Genomic DNA, 20846 nt, shown 5'->3' with positions numbered 1-20846 from the left:
ACCTCTGACCGCTCGGTTCGTAGCCGAGTACTCTATCCAGCTGAGCTAAGGATGCAATCTAAATGGCGGTGAGAGAGGGATTCGAACCCTCGATGCAGCTTTTGACCGCATACTCCCTTAGCAGGGGAGCGCCTTCAGCCTCTCGGCCATCTCACCATATTTAGAACCACTCGAAGAAGTTCTTACTGAACATCTCGTCTCTGTGTGGCGCACATATTACTTTCTCAGCCTAAGAAGTCAAACAATTTTTCTCAACTTTTTACGAATATAGGTTTGTTTGAACACTTCACAAACAAACTGATGCGTTTATCAGCAAGAATGACCAAAAAAGTTCTAAACGTAATGATATCTCTGATGAAAAATCATTCAAGTATTTTATTCTTTTAGTAAATATATTTATTCACGAACCAAATAATTATGAAGCGAATGATTAGAGGTAAAAAGACTTTCAATTCTGTCAATCAGAATAAACGGATAGTGTAATAATAAATGCAGTTCAAGGAGAGCGATGATTGGAACCAGAAAGGAATATTAAGTCTTATAAAGAGAAAAGCGCCCAGACCCGGCAAAAGTGTGGACGCTTACGAATGAATTGTAACTAACTAAAAATAGGAATTACTTTAGTAGTTATCAGTAGGCTGAGTTTTCTCGGCCTGAATTCGTTGATAGATCTCTTCACGATGGACAGATACTTCTTTGGGTGCATTTACGCCAATACGTACTTGGTTACCTTTAACCCCTAAAACGGTTACGGTCACATCATCGCCTATCATAAGCGTTTCACCAACTCGACGAGTTAGAATAAGCATTCTTTGCTCCTTGAAAATTTACAAGAGTCGGGTCTCTAGAATTTCCCGGCCATTATCCATCATACATTGTCAATTCGTATAATCATTATTTATCACAAGTAACTCATACTTCATAACAAAATATAAATTTAGTGACTGATTATTTAACGGATCATCAATATCTCTATAAGGCGTTATCTCTATAAAATCAGAGATAGCGCCTTTTTTCAGGTCATCATCGCTTAAAGATGCGATTCAACCCACTCGTCAACACTTGCTAAAGCCGTAGGTAAAGCATCAATATCAGTACCACCCGCTTGAGCCATATCAGGGCGACCGCCGCCTTTACCACCAATTTGCTGTGCTACAAAACTAATTAACTCACCAGCTTTAACTTTAGCAGTCAAATCTTTAGTGACCCCAACAATTAAGCTCACTTTACCATCAGAAATAGTAGAAAGCACAATAATTGCTGAACCCAATTGATTTTTTAAATCATCAACCATCGTTCTTAACATTTTTGGCTCAACACCATTAAGCTCACGAACTAAAAGTTTGATACCTTTCACATTTTTAGCTTGGCTACCTAAAGACGAACTTTCTTGAGCGGCTTGCTGATCTTTTAGTTGTTGGAGTTCTTTTTCTAATAAGCGATATTTTTCTTGGACCGTCTTAATTCTTTCGACCAAGTTTGTACCATCACTTTTTAGGACTTGTGCAACAAGAGAGATAAGATCTGATTGTTCATGAACACTCTCAATTGCTGTAATACCTGTAATCGCTTCAATACGACGAATACCGGCAGCAGTACCTGATTCACTGATAATACGGAATAAACCAATATCACCCGTTCTTGAAGCATGAGTACCACCACAAAGCTCAGTAGAAAAATCGCCCATGGTTAAAACACGAACACGTTCATCGTATTTTTCACCAAAAAGTGCCATGGCACCTTTTTCTTTAGCGTCTTCCAGATCCATTAACTCCGTTACAACAGGTGAGTTAAGGCGGATTTGCGCATTTACAATATCTTCAATTTCTCGTAATTGTTCTGGTTTAACTGCTTCAAAATGAGAGAAGTCAAAACGCAGATATTTATCGTTAACTAAAGAGCCCTTCTGCGTTACATGCGTACCTAATACTTGGCGTAATGCAGCATGTAATAAGTGAGTTGCTGAGTGATTTAAGCGAATAGCATCACGGCGAGCAATATCAATGGCTGCATTGATTTTATGGTTAACAATAAATGACCCTACGTTAACTTTACCAATATGACCAATAGCTTTACCGTATTTTTGCGTATCTGTGACTTCAAACAGGCTATCTTTACCCGCAAGAATACCTTTATCCCCAACCTGACCACCTGATTCTGCATAAAATGCGGTTTTATTTAAGAAGATAATTCCTTCTTCACCCACTTTTAGTTCAGTCACTGATTGTCCGTTGTGGAAAATGGCCGTGATCGTACCCTGTTGTTCATCATGATCATAACCAGAGAAATCACTGCGGCTATCAACTTTGATAAGATTATTATAGTCAGTACCAAAGCCACTGGATTCACGAGCACGTTTACGTTGCTCTTCCATCGCTAATTCAAAGCCTTTTTCATCAACTTTGATATTTCTTTCACGACAAACATCAGCGGTTAAATCAAGAGGGAAGCCGTAAGTATCATAAAGGCGGAAAGCTGTTTCACCAGGAAGAACGTCATCTGTTAATTGAGCAAGCTCTTCATCTAACAATTGAAGACCGCGTTCTAATGTACGAGCAAACTGCTCTTCTTCTGTTTTTAATACTTTTTCAACAGTAACTTGCTGGCGTTTTAACTCATCACCCGCTTCTGCCATCACGTTAATTAATGGTGCAACTAATTTATAGAAGAAAGTCTCTTTCGCACCAAGCATATAACCATGACGAACAGCACGACGAATGATGCGACGCAACACATAACCGCGACCTTCATTAGAAGGAATAACACCATCACAAATCAGGAATGAACAAGAACGAATATGATCAGCAATAACACGTAATGATTTATTACTTAAATCAGATGCATTGGTTACTTTTGCAACTGATTCAATTAATGAACGGAATAAGTCAATATCATAGTTAGAGTTTACATGCTGTAGAACAGCAGTAATACGTTCTAATCCCATTCCTGTATCAACAGATGGTTTTGGCAGTGGGTCCATAGTGCCATCTGATTGACGATTAAATTGCATGAAAACGATATTCCAGATCTCAATATAGCGATCGCCGTCTTCTTCTGGTGATCCAGGAGGTCCACCCCAAATATGGTCACCATGATCATAAAATATTTCAGTACAAGGTCCACAAGGACCTGTATCACCCATCTGCCAGAAGTTATCTGATGCAAATGGTGCGCCTTTATTATCACCAATACGGATTATTCTTTCGGCTGGAATACCAATTTCTTTATTCCAAATATCGTATGCTTCATCATCTGATGCGTATACTGTTACCCAAAGTCTCTCTTTAGGTAAGTTGAACCATTCTTTGCCAGTTAATAATTCCCAAGCAAAATTGATTGCATCATGTTTGAAATAGTCACCAAAACTGAAATTACCTAGCATTTCAAAGAAGGTATGGTGACGAGCGGTATAACCCACATTTTCTAAATCGTTATGTTTACCACCAGCACGCACACAGCGTTGCGCGGTTGTCGCTCGGGAATAAGGTCTATTGTCCAATCCAAGAAATACATCTTTGAATTGGTTCATCCCTGCGTTTGTAAACAGCAATGTTGGATCGTTATTTGGAACCAAAGAACTGCTAGGTACTATTTGATGTCCTTTAGTATGAAAAAAGTCGAGAAACGCCTGACGGATCTCAGCGGTGCTTTTGCTCATAATTATCCCGAAATCAAGCTGGAAAAACAGAAATTAGAAATCTAGTTAGAGGAGGTTTATTATTACCTCTACTTAGCCAACGAATACATAAGTAGGGATAAGATAGAATTTCTTCTGTCAGAAGTAAAACCCCCGATAAACTTATTCGTGTTGACATTGTAAATCGTCTAGTTTTTTTCTGAAAGTGGGATTGTTATCTGAGAATGGGACTTTTCTCTATTTAAGCGTGATTTTTCTAGAAAATAGTAGTAATTTAAAGTGTTTTCATTTTGTAATTATTAAAAAGTATTTGTTATTGCTGATTTTTTATGGACTTACTTACTACTCATGCCTTTTTCCTGAATAATTTTTTTTCTCATAATATCTAGCAATAAACGCATAAGGATTATTACTTAAAGCAAACAATAAAATCACGATAACTTACTAAAATAAAAGTGCTTCTCAGTATAAAATCTATCTTACCTCTAAATACATTCTTTAATATTACCTTAACCACCTTCAAATATTTTGATGATATTTATCTCTATAAGTCAATTATTTACTATCTGGTGCTATCAAATTATTGTAATGATAATTATTTATATTACTTGAATACTATAATATATCATCAAAATTTCACTATATAACATTTAATACAACACACTAATAAGTGCTGGTAAAAAATATCGTTATATGAAGTAAAGTAGAGTTAAAGGCTATTTATAATAGGAATAAAACAAAATAAGTCTAAGATAAGCTCAGTTTTAGATAAATAATACGACATACAACAAAAAGGAAGCCTTTTAAGGCTTCCTTTTTTAAGTGAGTTAAATCACACTAATTGACTAGTTGTTTTTTATTACAAGAACGGTAACCAGTCTAGACACATAGTCAATTTAGTGATTATCCGAAAGATTAATCTTCTTTATCTTCGGCATCTGCAGCATCACCATCATTAGTGAAATCAGCAGCACTTGTAAATTCACCAGCATGATTTAATAACATTTCACGTAATTTAGTATTTAACTCATCGTACATTTCTGGGTGTTCTTTTAAATAAGTCGTTGCATTGGCTTTACCTTGGCCAATTTTTTCACCATTGTAGCTGTACCACGCACCTGCTTTTTCTACCAATTTATGTTTAACACCTAAATCAATAAGTTCACCGAAAGTATTAATACCTTCGCCATACATAATTTGGAATTCAGCTTGTTTGAATGGTGCAGCAATTTTATTTTTTACGACTTTAACACGAGTTTCACTACCAACAACTTCATCGCCATTTTTGACAGACCCGATACGACGAATATCTAAACGAACTGATGCGTAGAATTTAAGTGCATTACCACCTGTTGTCGTTTCTGGATTACCAAACATAACACCAATTTTCATACGGATTTGGTTGATGAAAATAAGTAATGTATTGGAGTTTTTCAGATTACCCGCTAATTTACGCATTGCTTGACTCATCATACGAGCAGCAAGACCAACGTGTGAATCACCGATTTCACCTTCGATTTCGGCTTTTGGTGTTAAAGCAGCAACGGAGTCAACAACGATAACATCAACAGCACCAGAACGAGATAACGCATCACAAATTTCTAAGGCTTGTTCGCCCGTATCAGGCTGGGAGCACAGTAGGTTATCGATATCTACGCCTAATTTTTTAGCATAGACAGGATCTAACGCATGTTCAGCATCGATAAACGCACAGATTTTACCTTCACGTTGTGCTGAAGCGATAACTTGTAATGTCAGTGTTGTTTTACCTGAAGATTCTGGGCCATAGATTTCAACAATACGACCACGTGGTAAACCACCAGCACCTAAAGCAACGTCTAATGATAAAGATCCTGTAGAGATGGTTTCAACGTTCATGGAACGATCTTCGCCCAAACGCATGATAGACCCTTTACCAAATTGCTTTTCAATTTGACCAAGTGCTGCGGCCAATGCTTTTTGTTTGTTTTCATCAATAGCCATGTTATCTCCCTCAGGGCAGTGAAACATAAGGATGAGTCACTACCATTAAAACGTGTATGATTTTGCTTGTTGAAACTCATTATACTGTATAATCATACAGTATCAAGTTAATTATCAATAATTTCTTTAATTATTGATTTTAAAGAAAAAATAACAGATTCTGCTCTTATTTGCTCTCGTGTACCATAAAATATACTGTGTTTTGCAGTAACTTGAATTCCTGTTGATGTTTTAACAGCAAAGCCAAACCACACTAAACCAACAGGTTTGTCTTCACTACCACCACCAGGGCCCGCTATACCACTCACCGAGATAGCAAAATCTGCGTTAGCTGCTTTAAGTGCACCTTCTGCCATTTGGAGAACGACTTCTTCACTGACAGCACCGAACTTAGCCAAGGTTTGTTCATCAACACCGATCATTTCATGCTTTGCTTCATTACTGTATGTGACAAAGCCTCGGTGATAATAATCAGAGCTTCCTGCAATATCTGTGATAATTTTTGCAATCCATCCGCCAGTACAAGATTCTGCAGTTGTTATCGTGCACCCTTTTTTAATCAATGCATTACCCATCTCAATACTAAGACGGGTCATTTCATCGTAATTTATCATTAAGGCTCATTTAACCTCTATTCTAAATGTCGTTTTTTAAGATTTCTTTCTGGTGCGATCCCATAGCCATAGCCCACCAATTGCCAGTGCAAAAATAACACCAAAACCAATTCCAATAGCGATAACAGAAACACCAATACTGGTGACCAGTGAGAATAGGCCTAGCATTAATAACATTGCCGTATTTTCACCTAAATTTTGTACGGCGATGGCATTACCCGCTCCCACACTGCGCTTTCCTTTGTCTTGTAATAGCGCATTCAATGGCACCACAAAGAAACCACCAAAAATACCAATAATAATTAGAATTAAATAGGATGGAATAATTGAGGTTTGCAACGAAAAATAAACAACACCAAGACCAATCAACACACCTGCTGGCATACAACGACGTACTGTTTTCAGTGTTACAAACTTAGCCGCTAATCCAGCCCCTACAACAATACCTATAGCCACCATCGCATTTAATATCGTTGGTGTAGTGTTATCAGTCATTCCTAATGCAATAGGTACCCACTGAACAAGTAAAAAGCGCAACGTCACCCCTGCCCCCCAAAACATACTTGTTCCGACTAAAGAAAAACGACTCTCTTTATCACTCCATAAGGTACGTGTTGCCTTAATAAATTGAGCAAATATTTTTTTGATATTCCACCCACGCCCAATTTGTGCGACGGATAATTTAGGTATACCAAAGTTAACAAACACAGCGAGAGCGTACATTGCTGCACAAACACCTAACGCAAAAATGATGCTCCAATCAGAAAGCAAACCACCAATTACAGAGCCTAGCAAAATAGCGGCAATGGTTGATGCTTCCATTAAACCATTCGCCTTAACTAAACGATCGCCATCTGTTAATTCACCCAAAATACCATATTTGGCAGGCGAATAAACAGCAGCACCAATACCGACTAGGGCATAACCTAAAAAAGGATCAGAACCAATACAAATAAGAACTGCGCCGACAAACTTTAAGATATTACCACTGAGCATGACCCGTCCCTTCGGGTTACGATCAGCAACTTGCCCCACAAAAGGTGCTAAGAGAATAAAAGCCAGCACGAAGACCATTTGTAAAACAGGTTGGCTCCATTCAGGATAAAGAGCCGATTTAAATTGGGCTAAGATGGCGAAAAGCAATGCATTATCTGCAAAAGCGGAAAGAAATTGTGATAACAAGACTGCTTTCATTCCTCTGCTCATCAGAGGAGGCTGGCTAATATTCTCTGACATTAGTTATTTTCCTGTTCAGCTCGTTTTTTCAATGAGACAAAATCCGTTTTCCCACTTCCTAAAACAGGAATTTCTTTGATAAAACGAATATCCTTCGGTACGGCTATTTCAGCAACGCCTTCCGCTTTAGCCAACGTTGATAACGTACTACGTTCTAATTGCTTATCTGTTGTGAACAGTACCAGTGACTCACCTCTACGCTTATCACTGATTGTCACAACCGCGTGCTCTCCCGTAGACGCTTTACGTGCTAGTTGCTCCACACCTTCAAGAGAAACCATTTCACCTGCAATTTTTGCAAAACGCTTCACTCGCCCTTTAATAGTACAAAAACCTTCACTGTCGATAGCAACGATATCACCCGTGTCATACCACCCTTCTTCATCAATACCTTCCGCATTCGTTGCTACTGGTATTTCTAGTTTTTCGGGGGATTCAACACGTAAATACCCCATCATGACATTAGGCCCACGTAATTGTAACCGTCCACCTTCAGCAATACCGTTCATTGGAATAAGACGGCTTTCCATACCCGGTAATAAGCGTCCAACAGTGTGTGTTTTTGCGCTCATAGGAACGTTGATCGAAACGACAGGAGCACATTCTGTTACTCCATAGCCTTCTAAAATACGAATACCGAACTTTTCTTGCCATAAAATACGGGTTGATTCCGAGAGCTTTTCAGCACCAGCAACCACATATCTCACTCTGGCAAAATCATAAGGATGAGCAAATTTTCCGTAGTTCCCTAAAAAGGTTGATGTACCAAATAATACGGTACAGTTTTGGTCATACACCAATTCAGGCACAACACGATAGTGTAATGGGCTTGGATAAAGAAAAACACGCGCCCCCAAGCAAATTGGGGTTAATAGACAAGCCGTAAGACCAAAAGCATGGAATAACGGTAATGCTGACATAAATTTATCTTTAGGTGAAAAGTCAGCAATAGCCCGAATTTGGTCTACGTTAGCCAGAAGGCTGGAGTGGCTATGAACAACACCTTTAGGTGTCCCCTCAGAACCAGAGGTAAATAGAATAACAGCGGCATCACTCGCTTTTTGCGGTAACATCGCTTTATGTGGCGCAATAAGGTGTTTGAAGATCCAGCGCTTATCTTCGCTGGTGACACTCTCTTTGAGATCCTCAAGATAAATCCAATTAGCTTCTGGTGTTTGTTCAGGAATATGTAATAAATTCCCTTTCTCCAAAAATTGGCGTGACGTGAAAATGGTTTTGATTGATGCCGCCTTCATTGCATTTTGCACACCTAAACTACCCGCAGTATAGTTTAGCATTGCCACAACTCGTTGACGCATAGTAGCACCTAATAGCGCTGCAGCTGTCACTGTTGTATTTGGGAGTAGTAAACCAATACGCTCGCCAGGCTGTGTATAACGTTCAATCAGTCGGCTCATCCCTAACGTTTTTTTCAGTAATCCTTGATAAGAATCTTCTTTTAAATTGATATCTGAAATTAACGGGCTAAATCGACCATACTGAGACATTGCTTGTAAGAATGCTTCATACAGTGTGATATTCGAGCGTGTCTCCATGATGGCATTCATCATGATATCACGCATTGCTTCACCCGCTAGTCGGCGTCGCTCAGAAGATTTTTCAGCTTTAGGCATCGGTAAATCAACTGCAGGAAGTACTTTAATTGTAATTCGAGGAAAGAATTGGGCTTTTACTCGTAAGCTTTTACGTACCCGAGAAAAATAGCTAAATTCAGCACCTTCAATTCTAACAGGAACAACCTTGGCACCTGATTTTGCCGCAATAAAGGCTGCACCTTCATAAATTTTCATCAATCCATTTGTGACCGTAATCCGCCCTTCAGGAAAAATGACAACGGGACGCCCTTTATCCACTTCTTTAACTAATTGACGTACAGCCATTGGATTCGCTGGATCTAGAGGCACAATATCGGCATAACGGCCTAACCATCTTGTCGTTTTTGAAGAAGCAACAGAGGTATAAACAGCAAATACTGGATTAATAGGCAGGAACAAACGTAATAATATACCATCAATAAAAGAAGTATGATTTGGTGTAATTATGCATTTGTCATATTGCGAAAACTGATTAACAAGTCCTTCAATTCTTATTCTAAATAAGAATTTAAATAGTGTTTTAAAAAACGCTATCAACATCATATCCATATCTCATTTTGCTATAATTAGCCTTACTATAAATAGGATATGATAAAAATAAAATAGATGTCCTCTGTTTTGCCCTTTATATCGGACGACTTCCTAATTATTTGGCGAGTTTTGCGAGAATTACCGCAATAATTTCATTTATAGATAATCCAGCATCAACAATAATATCTGCACATTGCAAATATAAAGGTTCCCGTTCAGTCAAAACATCCTGCATTTCTAACACTAAAGTTTTACCCGTCAAGCTTGGTCTTTGTGCTTCATTAGGATCTTGGGATAAGCGTTTAACTAAAGTTTCAACCGATGATTGTAAATAAACCGTAACACCCGAAGATTTCATATAAGCACGATTTTTATCTGCTAAAATCATTCCTCCGCCTGTTGAAATAACTTGGTTAGGTTGGCTTACTTGAACAAGTGCTTCAGATTCAATTTGACGAAAGAAATCCCAGCCTTTTTCTTCGACCATAGAAGATATAGTTTGTTGATATTTTTGTGTTATCCAATAATCCGTATCAATAAATTTATAGTCTAAAGAGAGAGAAAGTGCTTTACCTACTGTTGTTTTTCCTGCGCCTCGAGGTCCGATAAGGTAAATTGTACTTTCCATAAAATGCACTATCTCCATAGTGTGTCCCCTTAAAAGGGTGTAATAAATAATTTACATACTGTAAAGTGTAAAACATCATACCTGATGTAACAAAAAAATAAAGCCACACTTAAAAAAAGTATGGCTTATTTAATAATTCTAGCAATCAACGACGTAATGTATTATCGCCATAGCCTATCCATTTATAGGTTGTTAGGGCATCTAGTCCCATAGGGCCTCTGGCATGTAATTTCTGTGTACTGACTGCAACTTCAGCACCTAAGCCAAATTGCCCGCCATCCGTAAAACGTGTACTCGCATTGACATACACCGCCGCAGAATCTACTTGACGAACAAAGCGATCAGCATTAGCAATACATTGCGTTAAAATCGCGTCTGAATGGGCAGTACCATAACGACGAATATGACGAATTGCCTCCGTTAAATCACTCACCACTTCTACGTTTAAATCAAGTGATAACCATTCATCACAATAATCTGCATCTTTTACATCAACGACTGTTGCCCCACCTTTTTTCAGGCCAGCAAAAGCTTTCTCACTTGAGTGTAAAATGACCTGTTGAGCTGCCATAGCATTACTTAGCTGTGGTAAAAATACATCTGCAATGCTTTCATGGACTAAAAGTGTTTCTAAAGAATTACAAGCACTTGGACGCTGAACTTTTGCATTCACAATAACAGTTAATGCTTTTTCTAAATCGGCACTTTCATCAACAAATGTATGGCAAACACCAATACCACCAGTGATAACTGGAATAGTCGATTGTTCACGACAAAGTTTATGTAATCCCGCACCACCACGAGGAATAAGCATATCAATATACTCATCCATCTTTAGCATTTGAGCGACTAACTCGCGATCAGGTTGTTCAATTGCCTGAATGGCACTCGCAGGGATATTACATTTTTCTAACGCTTTTTGAATAACAGCAACAACCGCTTGGTTAGTATGGTGAGTCTCTTTCCCACCACGAAGAATAGCTGCATTACCCGTTTTTAAGCATAAAGAAGCAACATCGATCGTTACATTAGGACGAGCCTCATAAATAACGCCCACAACACCTAATGGCACACGGCGACGCTCTAAGCGCAAACCACTGTCTAATATACGCCCATCAATAATTTTCCCCACGGGATCTTCTAAGCGACACACTTGTCGTACGTCATCCGCAATCGCTTTTAAACGTGCAGAAGTCAGTAATAAACGATCAAGCATAGCGGCATTAATATTGGCTTCGCGTGCCGCATACATATCTTTTTCATTAGCGGCAAGAATTGACACTTCTTGTTCCTCTAACAAATCAGCAATGACCAGTAATGCCTGGTTTTTTTGCTCTGTTGATAATTGAGCTAAATGCCAAGATGCCTCTCTTGCTGATTTACCCATTTTTTCTAACATCAGAAGGCTCCTTAGCTAACAATCATATCGTCACGATGTACAGCCACACTGCCATACTCGTAACCTAAAATTTGACTAATTTCTTGTGAATGGTGCCCAGCAATTAAACGCAGTGCATCACTATTATAATGTGCAACGCCATGAGCTAGATCTTTCCCCAATAGGCTTTGAATTCTAATCACACACCCACGAGAAAAATCACCTTTGATTTCTCTGATGCCTTTAGGTAAAAGAGAACTTCCTTTTTCTTTAATCGCTTTCTCTGCCCCTTCATCAACCACAATTACGCCTGCGATTGGTGCACCAAAAATCCATCTTTTACGTGCTTCTAATGGGCTTTGTAAGCCATGAAATAGAGTTCCAACAGGTTCATTTTCGATAACTTTAGCGATCACTTCCGGTTGTATACCTGCGGCAATCACGACATCAATTCCTGCACGCCCAGCAACACTTGCGGCTTGCAATTTTGTTGCCATACCACCCGTACCTAAACCCGATACACTATCACCCGCCATTTCGCGTAATTCATCATTAATATCAAATACTTCAGGAATAAGTTTAGCATCAGGATTGCTGCGAGGATCGGCAGTATAAAGCCCTTCGATATCCGTCAGTAATAATAGCTTATCTGCGCTTCCTAAAATGGCTGCTAGGGCTGAAAGGTTATCATTATCACCCACTTTAATTTCTGCGGTAGCAACAGCATCATTTTCGTTAATAACAGGGATAATATGGTTATCTAATAATGCATGTAATGTATCACGTGCATTTAAAAAACGTTCTCTATCTTCAATATCCGCGCGCGTTAACAGCATTTGACCGATATGAATACCATAGATAGCAAATAGCTGTTTCCATACTTGAATTAATGCACTTTGACCTACTGCAGCAAGCAACTGCTTAGAAGCAATTGTTGCGGGTAAATCAGGATAATTCAAATACTCTCGGCCTGCTGCAATTGCACCAGACGTAACGATAATAATCCGGTGACCTTTTTCATGTTGTTTAGCACATTGGCGAACCAGCTCAACAATATGAGACTGATCCAGACGTCGTGAACCACCAGTAAGTACACTTGTCCCTAATTTAACAACCAGTGTTTGGCTGCTACTCATAACATTTACCATTCTTGTTGATTATTTAAAAGATAATACACAGTTTTATCAGGAGAGGCGCGTTATGCCAACCGACATAACGCAAAATCTATGAAAAGTTGCCCTAACACAAAATTAGGGCTGAATGGGGAGAGGAAATTTGTTCATTTTTTCGTCTGGAATAAGTGTCATGTTTAATTCACTCGCGGCCGTTTGAAGAAATGCATGAAAACGAATAAGTGTTTCATTGATTGGTTCAATAACATCATTTTTACTTAAATTCTGCTGGATCCAATCACCATTCTTATCAAATAACCCAATTTGATAAGAATAAATGAGCTGTCCATTGTCGCGTTCCAAATTCATCCACCAGCCCCAAAACTCACGTTTTTCTGGCACGACTTTTTTATTGACACAAACGGCTAAACAGTCAAAAAAGAACTGGCTCTCTTGGCATTGTTGCTCTCGGATGTAGGGGCCGATTTGAGCAAAACGCTTTAATAACTTACCTCGGGTAGGGTACAAAGATGAAGTCATAAATTCAGTCTCCTTAGAAACCCTACTGTTATATAATCAATTATAATTAGCAAGTTATTGTTCAAAATTAATTATATTAATTTATCATAGATCCAATCTGCACTTTTTTGTAGCGCAAGCTCTAACCCTTCATAAAGAGGTTTTTCATTAATAGCAAGAATATCGCCATCCATAGAAGAACGGGCAATTAATTGTGAATCTTCTTTAGGGCTCATTTCATCACCTTTCCAATAAACCCCCATCATAGGAACAGGAATTCGTCGGCCAATCAAACCTTGGTTTTTCAATGAATAACTGCTTAATGATAATCGAAGATTATTTTCATCAATATTCCATAATCCTAATCGACTCGCTAATACATCAAGATACATGACAGGAATTTTTTTCTGTAACTCAGGTTGAGTAAAGAAAGTATGAATTAATGGCCCCAAGGCAACTACACCTTTGATTAATTTGGGATAGATATACGCTAAACGTACCGCAATATTGCCACCAAAACGAAAGCCCATAACACCAACACGCGTATGATCAACCCAAGGTACTTCAGAAAGTTGTTTTAAAATCTCACCTTGCAGTTGGCACGTATCTTCTGTCAGTTTCTGTTTTACCGAGTAACCAATTGAAGGCATATCAAGCGTCAACATAGCAATACCTTTAGGCGATAAATAATCTCTAAAGAAACTAACATAATCGCTTTGTAAACCATCTAATCCACCACAAAATAACACGGTAGGATAAGGGCCTCGGCAATCTTTTGGCAAGTGTAGAAAACCCGTTGTAGTTCCTTTCCCTTCTAATTTAAACGTGAGTTTTTTCACTTCAAAAGATGAAAATTTTGTCGCATTCTCAAATGCTTTCATTGACAACGTAACGGCTTGATCTGCTAAAAAATCACCATTAATAAAAGGATATGCGGCAATACTATACAGATGTGCAGCACGTAACCAACAATCAGCAGCTGCATCTCCTGACTCTTTACGCAATGCCTTTTGTTGCCAGATCATGGCTTGATGTGACCATTCATATGACCAACCGCCTTTACGGTATCCCACAACGGTATCAATAAATTTATCATCGCTGCGGGGAGCATCCTGCACAGCTATTCGGCTTAACACTTCTTCTATCTCAATAGGAGAAATACCTCGCCAAATCCAAAGTAATCGCTGAATAGTACGATACCAATTTTGCTGGCTTGTGCCATTTAGCACAGTATAGGTATTAATATTCGATTTTGGGTGTGTGTACTGAATTAGCGTCGAGGTTTCAGCGTGCCTTGCTCGTGGCTTAAATAAAGTTTCAGAAAGGTTTGTATTATTTGCCATATCACTCTTCAAATCAGTTGATATCGTATAAAGGGGCTTAAAAGTCTGGCTTTATCATAGCACGAAATCAATAGGAACAGAGTGTGTCACAACAGGTGATCGCACGAAGACACAATGTAAAAGAGAGAGAAGACCTTATATCCCCACCCGCATTGAGCGAGGGTTTACGGCGGATCTTGCTAAAGTAAAAATCCCCGCCAGAGCGAGGATCTCAATGTGAACCGCTAAACAGATACTATTTTTGATCGCAAACAGGTGGAACAAAGGCAACCCCCATATCCCAAGGCTGTTCAATCCATGTGTTTTGTGGAATATCAACCACAAAATCATCCACTAATGGGCGCCCTTCCGGTTTTGCAAAGATAGTAACAAAATGGGCTTTTGGATACATATCACGAATAACTTTTGCCGTACCACCGGTATCCACTAAATCATCAACAATGATAAAGCCTTCACCATCACCTTCTGCTTTTTTTAAGATTTTGAGGTCACGCTGATGATCATGATCATAGCTAGAAATGCAGACTGTATCCACATGACGGATACCTAATTCACGAGCAAGGAGTGCAGCAGGAACTAATCCCCCACGGCTGACAGCAATAATGCCTGTCCATTGTTCGACTGGTAGTAAACGTTGCGCCAATTGACGGGCATGTATTTGCAACATATCCCACGTTACAACATATTTTTCGCTCATAATATTGTGATCCTAGCTACTTGAATGCAAGAGAAGCTTTTTTTTGCGGAAAAAAAGGTTGCGCGAGATTATAGTGATTTGAGCGCCTAAAAACCAGAGAAAACGTGCAAACAGGTGAGATTATCCTCATTTTTTTCTGTATTGCCTTTTTATGATTAAAAAATGAACCATATAAAAAATGAATGCAAATAGAGATCTAATTTCTTAGATAACGATGTGAATAGAATGGCGCATTCAACAGAAGAAAGTGATATTCTCAATTATATTGGCGTATAACGCTCAGAATAATAAAGCTAACCCTTAAAAAAGCGGTAGGCTATTAATAACACAGATGCTGTTAGAGGAGATCCACCGTGTCTGAACTATCTACTCTATCCCCACAACCACTATGGGATATTTTTGCAAAAATTTGTTCGATTCCACATCCATCACATCATGAAGAAGCCTTAGCTTCCCATATTCTCTCATGGGCAAGTGAGAAAGGTCTTTTTGCCGAGCGCGATGCTGTTGGCAATATTTTAATTCGCAAGCCAGCAACTAAAGGTATGGAAGATCGTAAAACTGTTGTTTTACAAGCACACTTAGATATGGTGCCACAAAAAAACAATGATACGGTTCACGACTTCACTAAAGATCCTATTCAACCTTATGTTGACGGTGAATGGATCAAAGCGAAAGGTACAACATTAGGTGCTGATAATGGTGTGGGTATGGCGTCTGCATTAGCAGTTTTAGCTGATGACACCGTAAAACACGGCCCATTAGAAGTGCTATTAACCATGACGGAAGAAACTGGCATGGATGGCGCTTTTGGTTTACAACCGGGTTGGTTACAAGCTGATATTCTTATCAATACAGACTCTGAAGAAGAAGGTGAGATCTACATGGGTTGTGCGGGAGGTATTGATGTTAAAACCACTGTCAGCCTCTCTTATGATGCCATCCCAGCAGGTCATGTTGTTAAACAACTGGTTCTTAAAGGATTAAATGGCGGTCACTCTGGTGGTGATATCCATTTAGGCTTAGGTAACGCAAACAAATTATTGGCTCGCTTTTTAGCAAATCATGCTGAAGAGTTATCACTAAAATTAATTGATTTTCACGGTGGTACATTACGTAACGCGATCCCTCGTGAAGCAAACATTATTTTTGCAATCCCTGCGGATAAAGCAAGCCAACTAGATACCGTAAAAGCAAAATTTGAAGCGTTGCTAAAAACTGAATTAGCGATTGCTGAAAAAAATCTAAACATTGAATTAACAGATACAACAACTGACAAAAAAGCGTTCACCGCAGATTGCCAAGAACGCTTAATCAACCTACTTAACGCGATGCCAAATGGTGTTATTCGTATGAGTGATGATGTTGAAGGTGTTGTTGAAACATCATTAAACGTCGGTGTTGTTAGCATTATTGATGATAAAGTCGAAATCCTGTGCCTAATTCGTTCTCTAATTGATAGTGGAAAAACTTATGTTGTTAGCATGCTAACAGCATTAGCGAAACTGGCTAAAGCAGATATCGAAACCAAAGGTGGTTATCCAGGTTGGAAACCAGATGCAGACTCTCCTGTTATGCATTTAGTTCGTGACACTTATCAACAACTGTTTGATAAAGTGCCAAATATCATGGTTATTCACGCTGGCCTTGAGTGTGGTCTATTCAAAAAACCTTATCCTGAAATGGATATGGTCTCTATTGGACCAACTATTCGTGGTGCACACTCACCAGATGAACGTGTTCATGTTAAAAGTGTCGGCCAATACTGGCAGTTATTAACTGCGATTTTAAAAGCAATCCCAGCTAAATAAGTACACTTAAAAAATCATAATGAAACCCGCTTTATTGGCGGGTTTTTTGTAGCTAAAACCATAACTAAAAAATAATTCACCTCTCCTATTCATACTCAATTTCCCTTAAAGATCATAATTTATTCACTATATAGCCAATAACTGAGTCACTTATTCCATTATGGAATAACAATTTAACCTTAATAATTTAAATATATAGAATGCCAATCATTATCATTAGCATTAATGATTTCGGAGTGATATTTTCATGGCTTCCGCATTTAAAGTTAAAAAATAAAAAATAAAAGGGTTCTATTGTGTCTAATAAAAATTGCGTTGCTAGTGCCTTTCTCGCCTTACCTTTAAGTTTACTTTCTATTCAAATTCAAGCGGCGGTCAATCAAAATACACCTGAAAAGATAACTGTTATTGCGTCTCCATCACAAGATCCTCAAGCGCCTGTTTCCGGTTTTGTAGCAACAAAAACGTTATCAACAAATAAAACACCGACTGAAATTGAAAAAACACCACAGTCTATTAGCGTTATTACGCGTGATCAAATGGATGCTCAAGATGTCAGTTCAGTTTCTCAAGCATTACGTTATACGCCCGGAGTTTTTACAGAATATCGTGGAAGTTCTAATCGTAATGACGAGGTTTTTATTCGAGGGTACAGTTATGCACCTCGTTTTCTGGATGGCCTAAGCTATGGAATGGGAGCTTCATCATCAACGGGTGCAATTGATCCATGGTTATTAGAGCGCGTTGAAGTTGTTAGAGGACCTGCATCTGTTCTTTATGGTCAAGTAAACCCGGGGGGTCTTGTTGCTATGACAAGTAAAAGACCGACTGCATCCCCTATTCGTCATATTCAAGTACGAGCAGGCAATGATAAATTAGCAGAAACCGCTTTTGATTTTTCAGGTGCATTAAGCGATGATAATCGTGTACTTTATCGTCTAAACGGTATTGCAAAAACACAACACACACAAATAAAAAACGATAAAGAAGAACGTTTTGCTCTTGCTCCTGCTATTACTTTCTTACCTAATGAACAAACTCGCTTAACGCTATTAAGCTTTATTCAACAAGAGCCTGAAGCGGGATATCGTAATTTTTTACCTGCTTATGGTACGGTTAAAAACACTCCTGCGGGTACTATTCCCTTTGATTTTGATGTCAACAATCCCGATTATCATAAATCATGGCGTCAACAATATGGTATAGGTTATGAATTTGAACACGAATTTAATGACTCACTAAAAATTATACAAAATGCTCGATATAGCCATATTAATCAGAAGTATAAATACCTTGTATTTGGATCTTTGAGAAAAGATAACCCTTATATTCTTGAACGCCGAGCACAACAAGAGCAGCGTGAAACAGATACTTTAGGAATAGATACTCGTTTACAAGCCGACTTCACTACTGCAAAACTTAATCATACTGTGATTGCGGGTATTGATTATCAGTGGAGTAAAGATCAAGATAATTTACTCCGTGCAATGGGCTCTGAGTACGATCTTGATTGGCGTGATCCTAATTATCACTATCCCATTGATATGAGCTTACAAAAACCGGCGACCGACCAGTTACAAAAACGTGATCAAATCGGGTTATATCTACAAGATCAGATCCAATGGAAAAATTGGATCTTACTTGCAGGATTACGCCAAGATTGGGCTCAAGTTCGAACTCATGATTTCTTAGCTAACAGTTATGACCAACAAGATGATAATAAGTTAACGGGTCGTGCAGGGCTTTTATATGCTTTTGATAATGGTATTTCGCCATATATTAGTTATAGCACTTCGTTTGAACCTAATTTACAAACTCGTCGAGCACCAGGAAGTGCTCCTTTTGAGCCTAGCGAAGGCCACCAATTAGAAGCAGGAATTAAATATCTCACACCGAATGAGCAAACATTGGCGACACTCTCTGTTTATCAATTACAACAACGCAATGTTACCAATTACAATGCTGAAAAAGCGTATTTTGAACCAGTGGGTGAAATTAGAAGTCGTGGTGTTGAAGCACAAATTAATAGCCAATTAACTGAAAATATTTCATTTATCAGCAGTTATGCTTATACCGATACTGAAGTAAGAAAAACTATTATTGCAGGAACTCAAGGAAAAGTACTACCTAGAGTTCCTAAGCATATGGCATCACTTTGGGGTCAGTATGATGAAACATCAGGGCTATTTAATGGTGCTAAAGCAGGCGTTGGTGTGAGATATGTAGGTGTATCTCAAGGTGATACCAAAAATACATTCAGTGTACCTGCTGTCACGCTTTACGATGCCATGATTGGTTATTCATTAAGTGAGCTATCACCTTCTTTAAAAGGAGCTGAAATTCAACTTAATATGAATAATATTGCGAATAAACACTATGTGGCATCTTGTGCGGGTGATACTGCTTGTTTTTATGGGATCGGTAGAACGATGACAGCAACAATGAATTATCGCTGGTAATGATACATAAGTTAGCTACGCACTAATTAAATATATTAACCATAGCTTATCTGTTGATTGGCTATGGTTTTTTTAATCTTATAACGCTAAAAGAAGTTGCCGTTCTATTTGTGGATCTTGCAAAGTGACATGAAATCCGATCAACCGCACACCTCGGCCATTTCTACGCTCATGCCATGCTTGGTAGGCAATATTTATTAAATCGGCTTTTTCTAAAATAGGATGAGTATGCTCTTGTGTCGTTAATTGAAAATCATCAAATTTTAGCTTAACACCTTGCCTTGCTATTCTTAAATCAGGTTTTACTTTTGTTAAACGTCTCTCTAATTCATTATACAACCCATCAAGCAATGCTAAGCAGTCATCCCACGAATTAATATCACTAGCAAACGTCCGCTCAACCCCCACTGATTTTCTTAACCTATCAGGGTTAATTTCACGCTCATCAATACCATGACTGCGTTCCCACAAATTTTGACCAAATTTTCCGAGTGCTTTTACTAAAGAAATAACATCCGTATGGCGAATATCAGCACAGGTTTCTAATCCCATTTCTTGTAATCGAGCAAAAGTTACTTTACCAACACCCGGTATTTTATTAAGTGGTAATTTTAAAATAAAATCATCAACTTGTTCTGGTGTAATAACGCATTGTCCGTTAGGTTTATTAATATCAGAGGCAATTTTGGCAAGAAATTTAATCGGTGCAATACCCGCAGATGCAGTGAGATTTAATTCATTAAAGATTTGTTGGCGAATTTCTTGCGCCATCAAGGTTGCAGATCCATGACAGTGCTTACTGTTGGAAACATCAAGGTAAGCTTCGTCAAGTGAAAGAGGCTCAATAAGGTCAGTATAACGGGAGAATATTTGACGGATCTTTACTGATGTTTCTTTATAGAGTGCCATTCTGCCAGGTAGGACTTTTAAATGAGGACATAATTTTAATGCTGTTGCTGTTGACATAGCACTACGTACCCCAAAGCGGCGTGCGGGATAATTTGCAGTACAGATAACACCTCGGCTAGAAGCATTTCCACCAACCGCAATTGGGATCTCTTTTAGTGCTGGATTATCTCGCATTTCAATCGCAGCATAAAAACAATCCATATCAACATGAATAATTTTACGCATACAATCACCTCATTTATTTCACTGTTTAAATATACAGTAAATAAATATTAACTACAATTTTTATTCTTTTTTCCTCCCTCTATCGAGGTGTATTTCTCATAAAAATCTGAATTAGTCCGTTTATTTATAGAATTGTCACAAAGTGATG

General features: G+C 38.5%; 15 protein-coding genes and 1 tRNA gene. 2 read left to right on the top strand and 14 right to left on the bottom strand.

Going from position 1 to position 20846, the window contains the following annotated elements:
- Positions 1–63: 63 nt before the first annotated feature.
- From INT04_RS11945 to gpt, 13 genes are all read right to left on the bottom strand, one after another.
- Positions 64–156: transfer RNA gene (locus INT04_RS11945), tRNA-Ser, on the bottom strand.
- Positions 157–620: 464 nt separating this feature from the next.
- Positions 621–809: a carbon storage regulator CsrA gene (csrA, locus tag INT04_RS11940; protein WP_004244778.1), complete on the bottom strand. Its 189-nt coding sequence runs from the start codon at positions 807–809 to the stop codon at positions 621–623.
- Positions 810–1030: 221 nt separating this feature from the next.
- Positions 1031–3658: an alanine--tRNA ligase gene (alaS, locus tag INT04_RS11935; RefSeq protein ID WP_193016350.1), complete on the bottom strand. Its 2628-nt coding sequence runs from the start codon at positions 3656–3658 to the stop codon at positions 1031–1033.
- An 894-nt stretch (positions 3659–4552) separates the two neighbouring features.
- Entirely contained in the window at positions 4553–5620 is a 1068-nt protein-coding gene (gene recA / locus INT04_RS11930; protein WP_193016349.1) for a recombinase RecA, read from the bottom strand.
- Between the two features lie 107 nt (positions 5621–5727).
- Positions 5728–6234, bottom strand: coding sequence for a nicotinamide-nucleotide amidase (pncC, locus tag INT04_RS11925; RefSeq protein ID WP_193016348.1), 507 nt, complete (start codon positions 6232–6234; stop codon positions 5728–5730).
- A 36-nt stretch (positions 6235–6270) separates the two neighbouring features.
- Positions 6271–7470, bottom strand: coding sequence for a lysophospholipid transporter LplT (lplT, locus tag INT04_RS11920; protein WP_193016347.1), 1200 nt, complete (start codon positions 7468–7470; stop codon positions 6271–6273).
- On the bottom strand, positions 7470–9629 hold the full coding sequence (gene aas, locus INT04_RS11915; protein ID WP_193016346.1) for a bifunctional acyl-ACP--phospholipid O-acyltransferase/long-chain-fatty-acid--ACP ligase: 2160 nt from the start codon (positions 9627–9629) through the stop codon (positions 7470–7472). Before aas ends, lplT begins: the two co-directional genes overlap by 1 nt.
- A 103-nt stretch (positions 9630–9732) precedes the next feature.
- Positions 9733–10245 (bottom strand): shikimate kinase AroL, encoded by a 513-nt coding sequence (aroL, locus tag INT04_RS11910; protein ID WP_193016345.1) that lies wholly within the window; start codon positions 10243–10245, stop codon positions 9733–9735.
- Positions 10246–10390: 145 nt separating this feature from the next.
- Positions 10391–11644: a glutamate-5-semialdehyde dehydrogenase gene (gene proA, locus INT04_RS11905; protein WP_193016344.1), complete on the bottom strand. Its 1254-nt coding sequence runs from the start codon at positions 11642–11644 to the stop codon at positions 10391–10393.
- Between the two features lie 11 nt (positions 11645–11655).
- The gene (gene proB / locus INT04_RS11900; protein ID WP_193016343.1) at positions 11656–12759 is read right to left on the bottom strand and encodes a glutamate 5-kinase; all 1104 of its coding nucleotides are present in this window, start codon (positions 12757–12759) and stop codon (positions 11656–11658) included.
- A 114-nt stretch (positions 12760–12873) separates the two neighbouring features.
- On the bottom strand, positions 12874–13275 hold the full coding sequence (gene crl / locus INT04_RS11895; protein WP_193016342.1) for a sigma factor-binding protein Crl: 402 nt from the start codon (positions 13273–13275) through the stop codon (positions 12874–12876).
- 71 nt (positions 13276–13346) lie between these two features.
- Entirely contained in the window at positions 13347–14597 is a 1251-nt protein-coding gene (gene frsA, locus INT04_RS11890; protein ID WP_193016341.1) for an esterase FrsA, read from the bottom strand.
- Positions 14598–14832: 235 nt separating this feature from the next.
- Positions 14833–15294 carry a xanthine phosphoribosyltransferase gene (gpt, locus tag INT04_RS11885; RefSeq protein WP_193016340.1) on the bottom strand — a complete coding sequence of 154 codons (462 nt, stop codon included), beginning with the start codon at positions 15292–15294 and terminating at the stop codon, positions 14833–14835.
- Positions 15295–15647: 353 nt separating this feature from the next.
- Between gpt and pepD the strand changes: the two genes are divergently transcribed.
- A complete protein-coding gene (gene pepD, locus INT04_RS11880) occupies positions 15648–17105 on the top strand; it encodes a beta-Ala-His dipeptidase (RefSeq protein ID WP_193016339.1) in 1458 nt (485 codons plus the stop codon).
- Positions 17106–17401: 296 nt separating this feature from the next.
- Complete coding sequence (locus tag INT04_RS11875; RefSeq protein ID WP_193016338.1) at positions 17402–19564, top strand: TonB-dependent siderophore receptor; 2163 nt, start codon at positions 17402–17404, stop codon at positions 19562–19564.
- Between the two features lie 78 nt (positions 19565–19642).
- Here INT04_RS11875 and dinB read toward each other — a convergent pair whose 3' ends face one another.
- Positions 19643–20698 (bottom strand): DNA polymerase IV, encoded by a 1056-nt coding sequence (dinB, locus tag INT04_RS11870; RefSeq protein ID WP_193016337.1) that lies wholly within the window; start codon positions 20696–20698, stop codon positions 19643–19645.
- Between the last annotated feature and the right edge of the window lie 148 nt (positions 20699–20846).

Source organism: Proteus sp. FME41 (genome assembly GCF_014897315.1).
In the GTDB taxonomy this organism is placed as follows: Bacteria; Pseudomonadota; Gammaproteobacteria; order Enterobacterales; family Enterobacteriaceae; genus Proteus.
The sequence above is the reverse complement of the archived record's forward strand: the minus strand, read 5'-3'. Positions and strand labels throughout refer to the sequence as shown.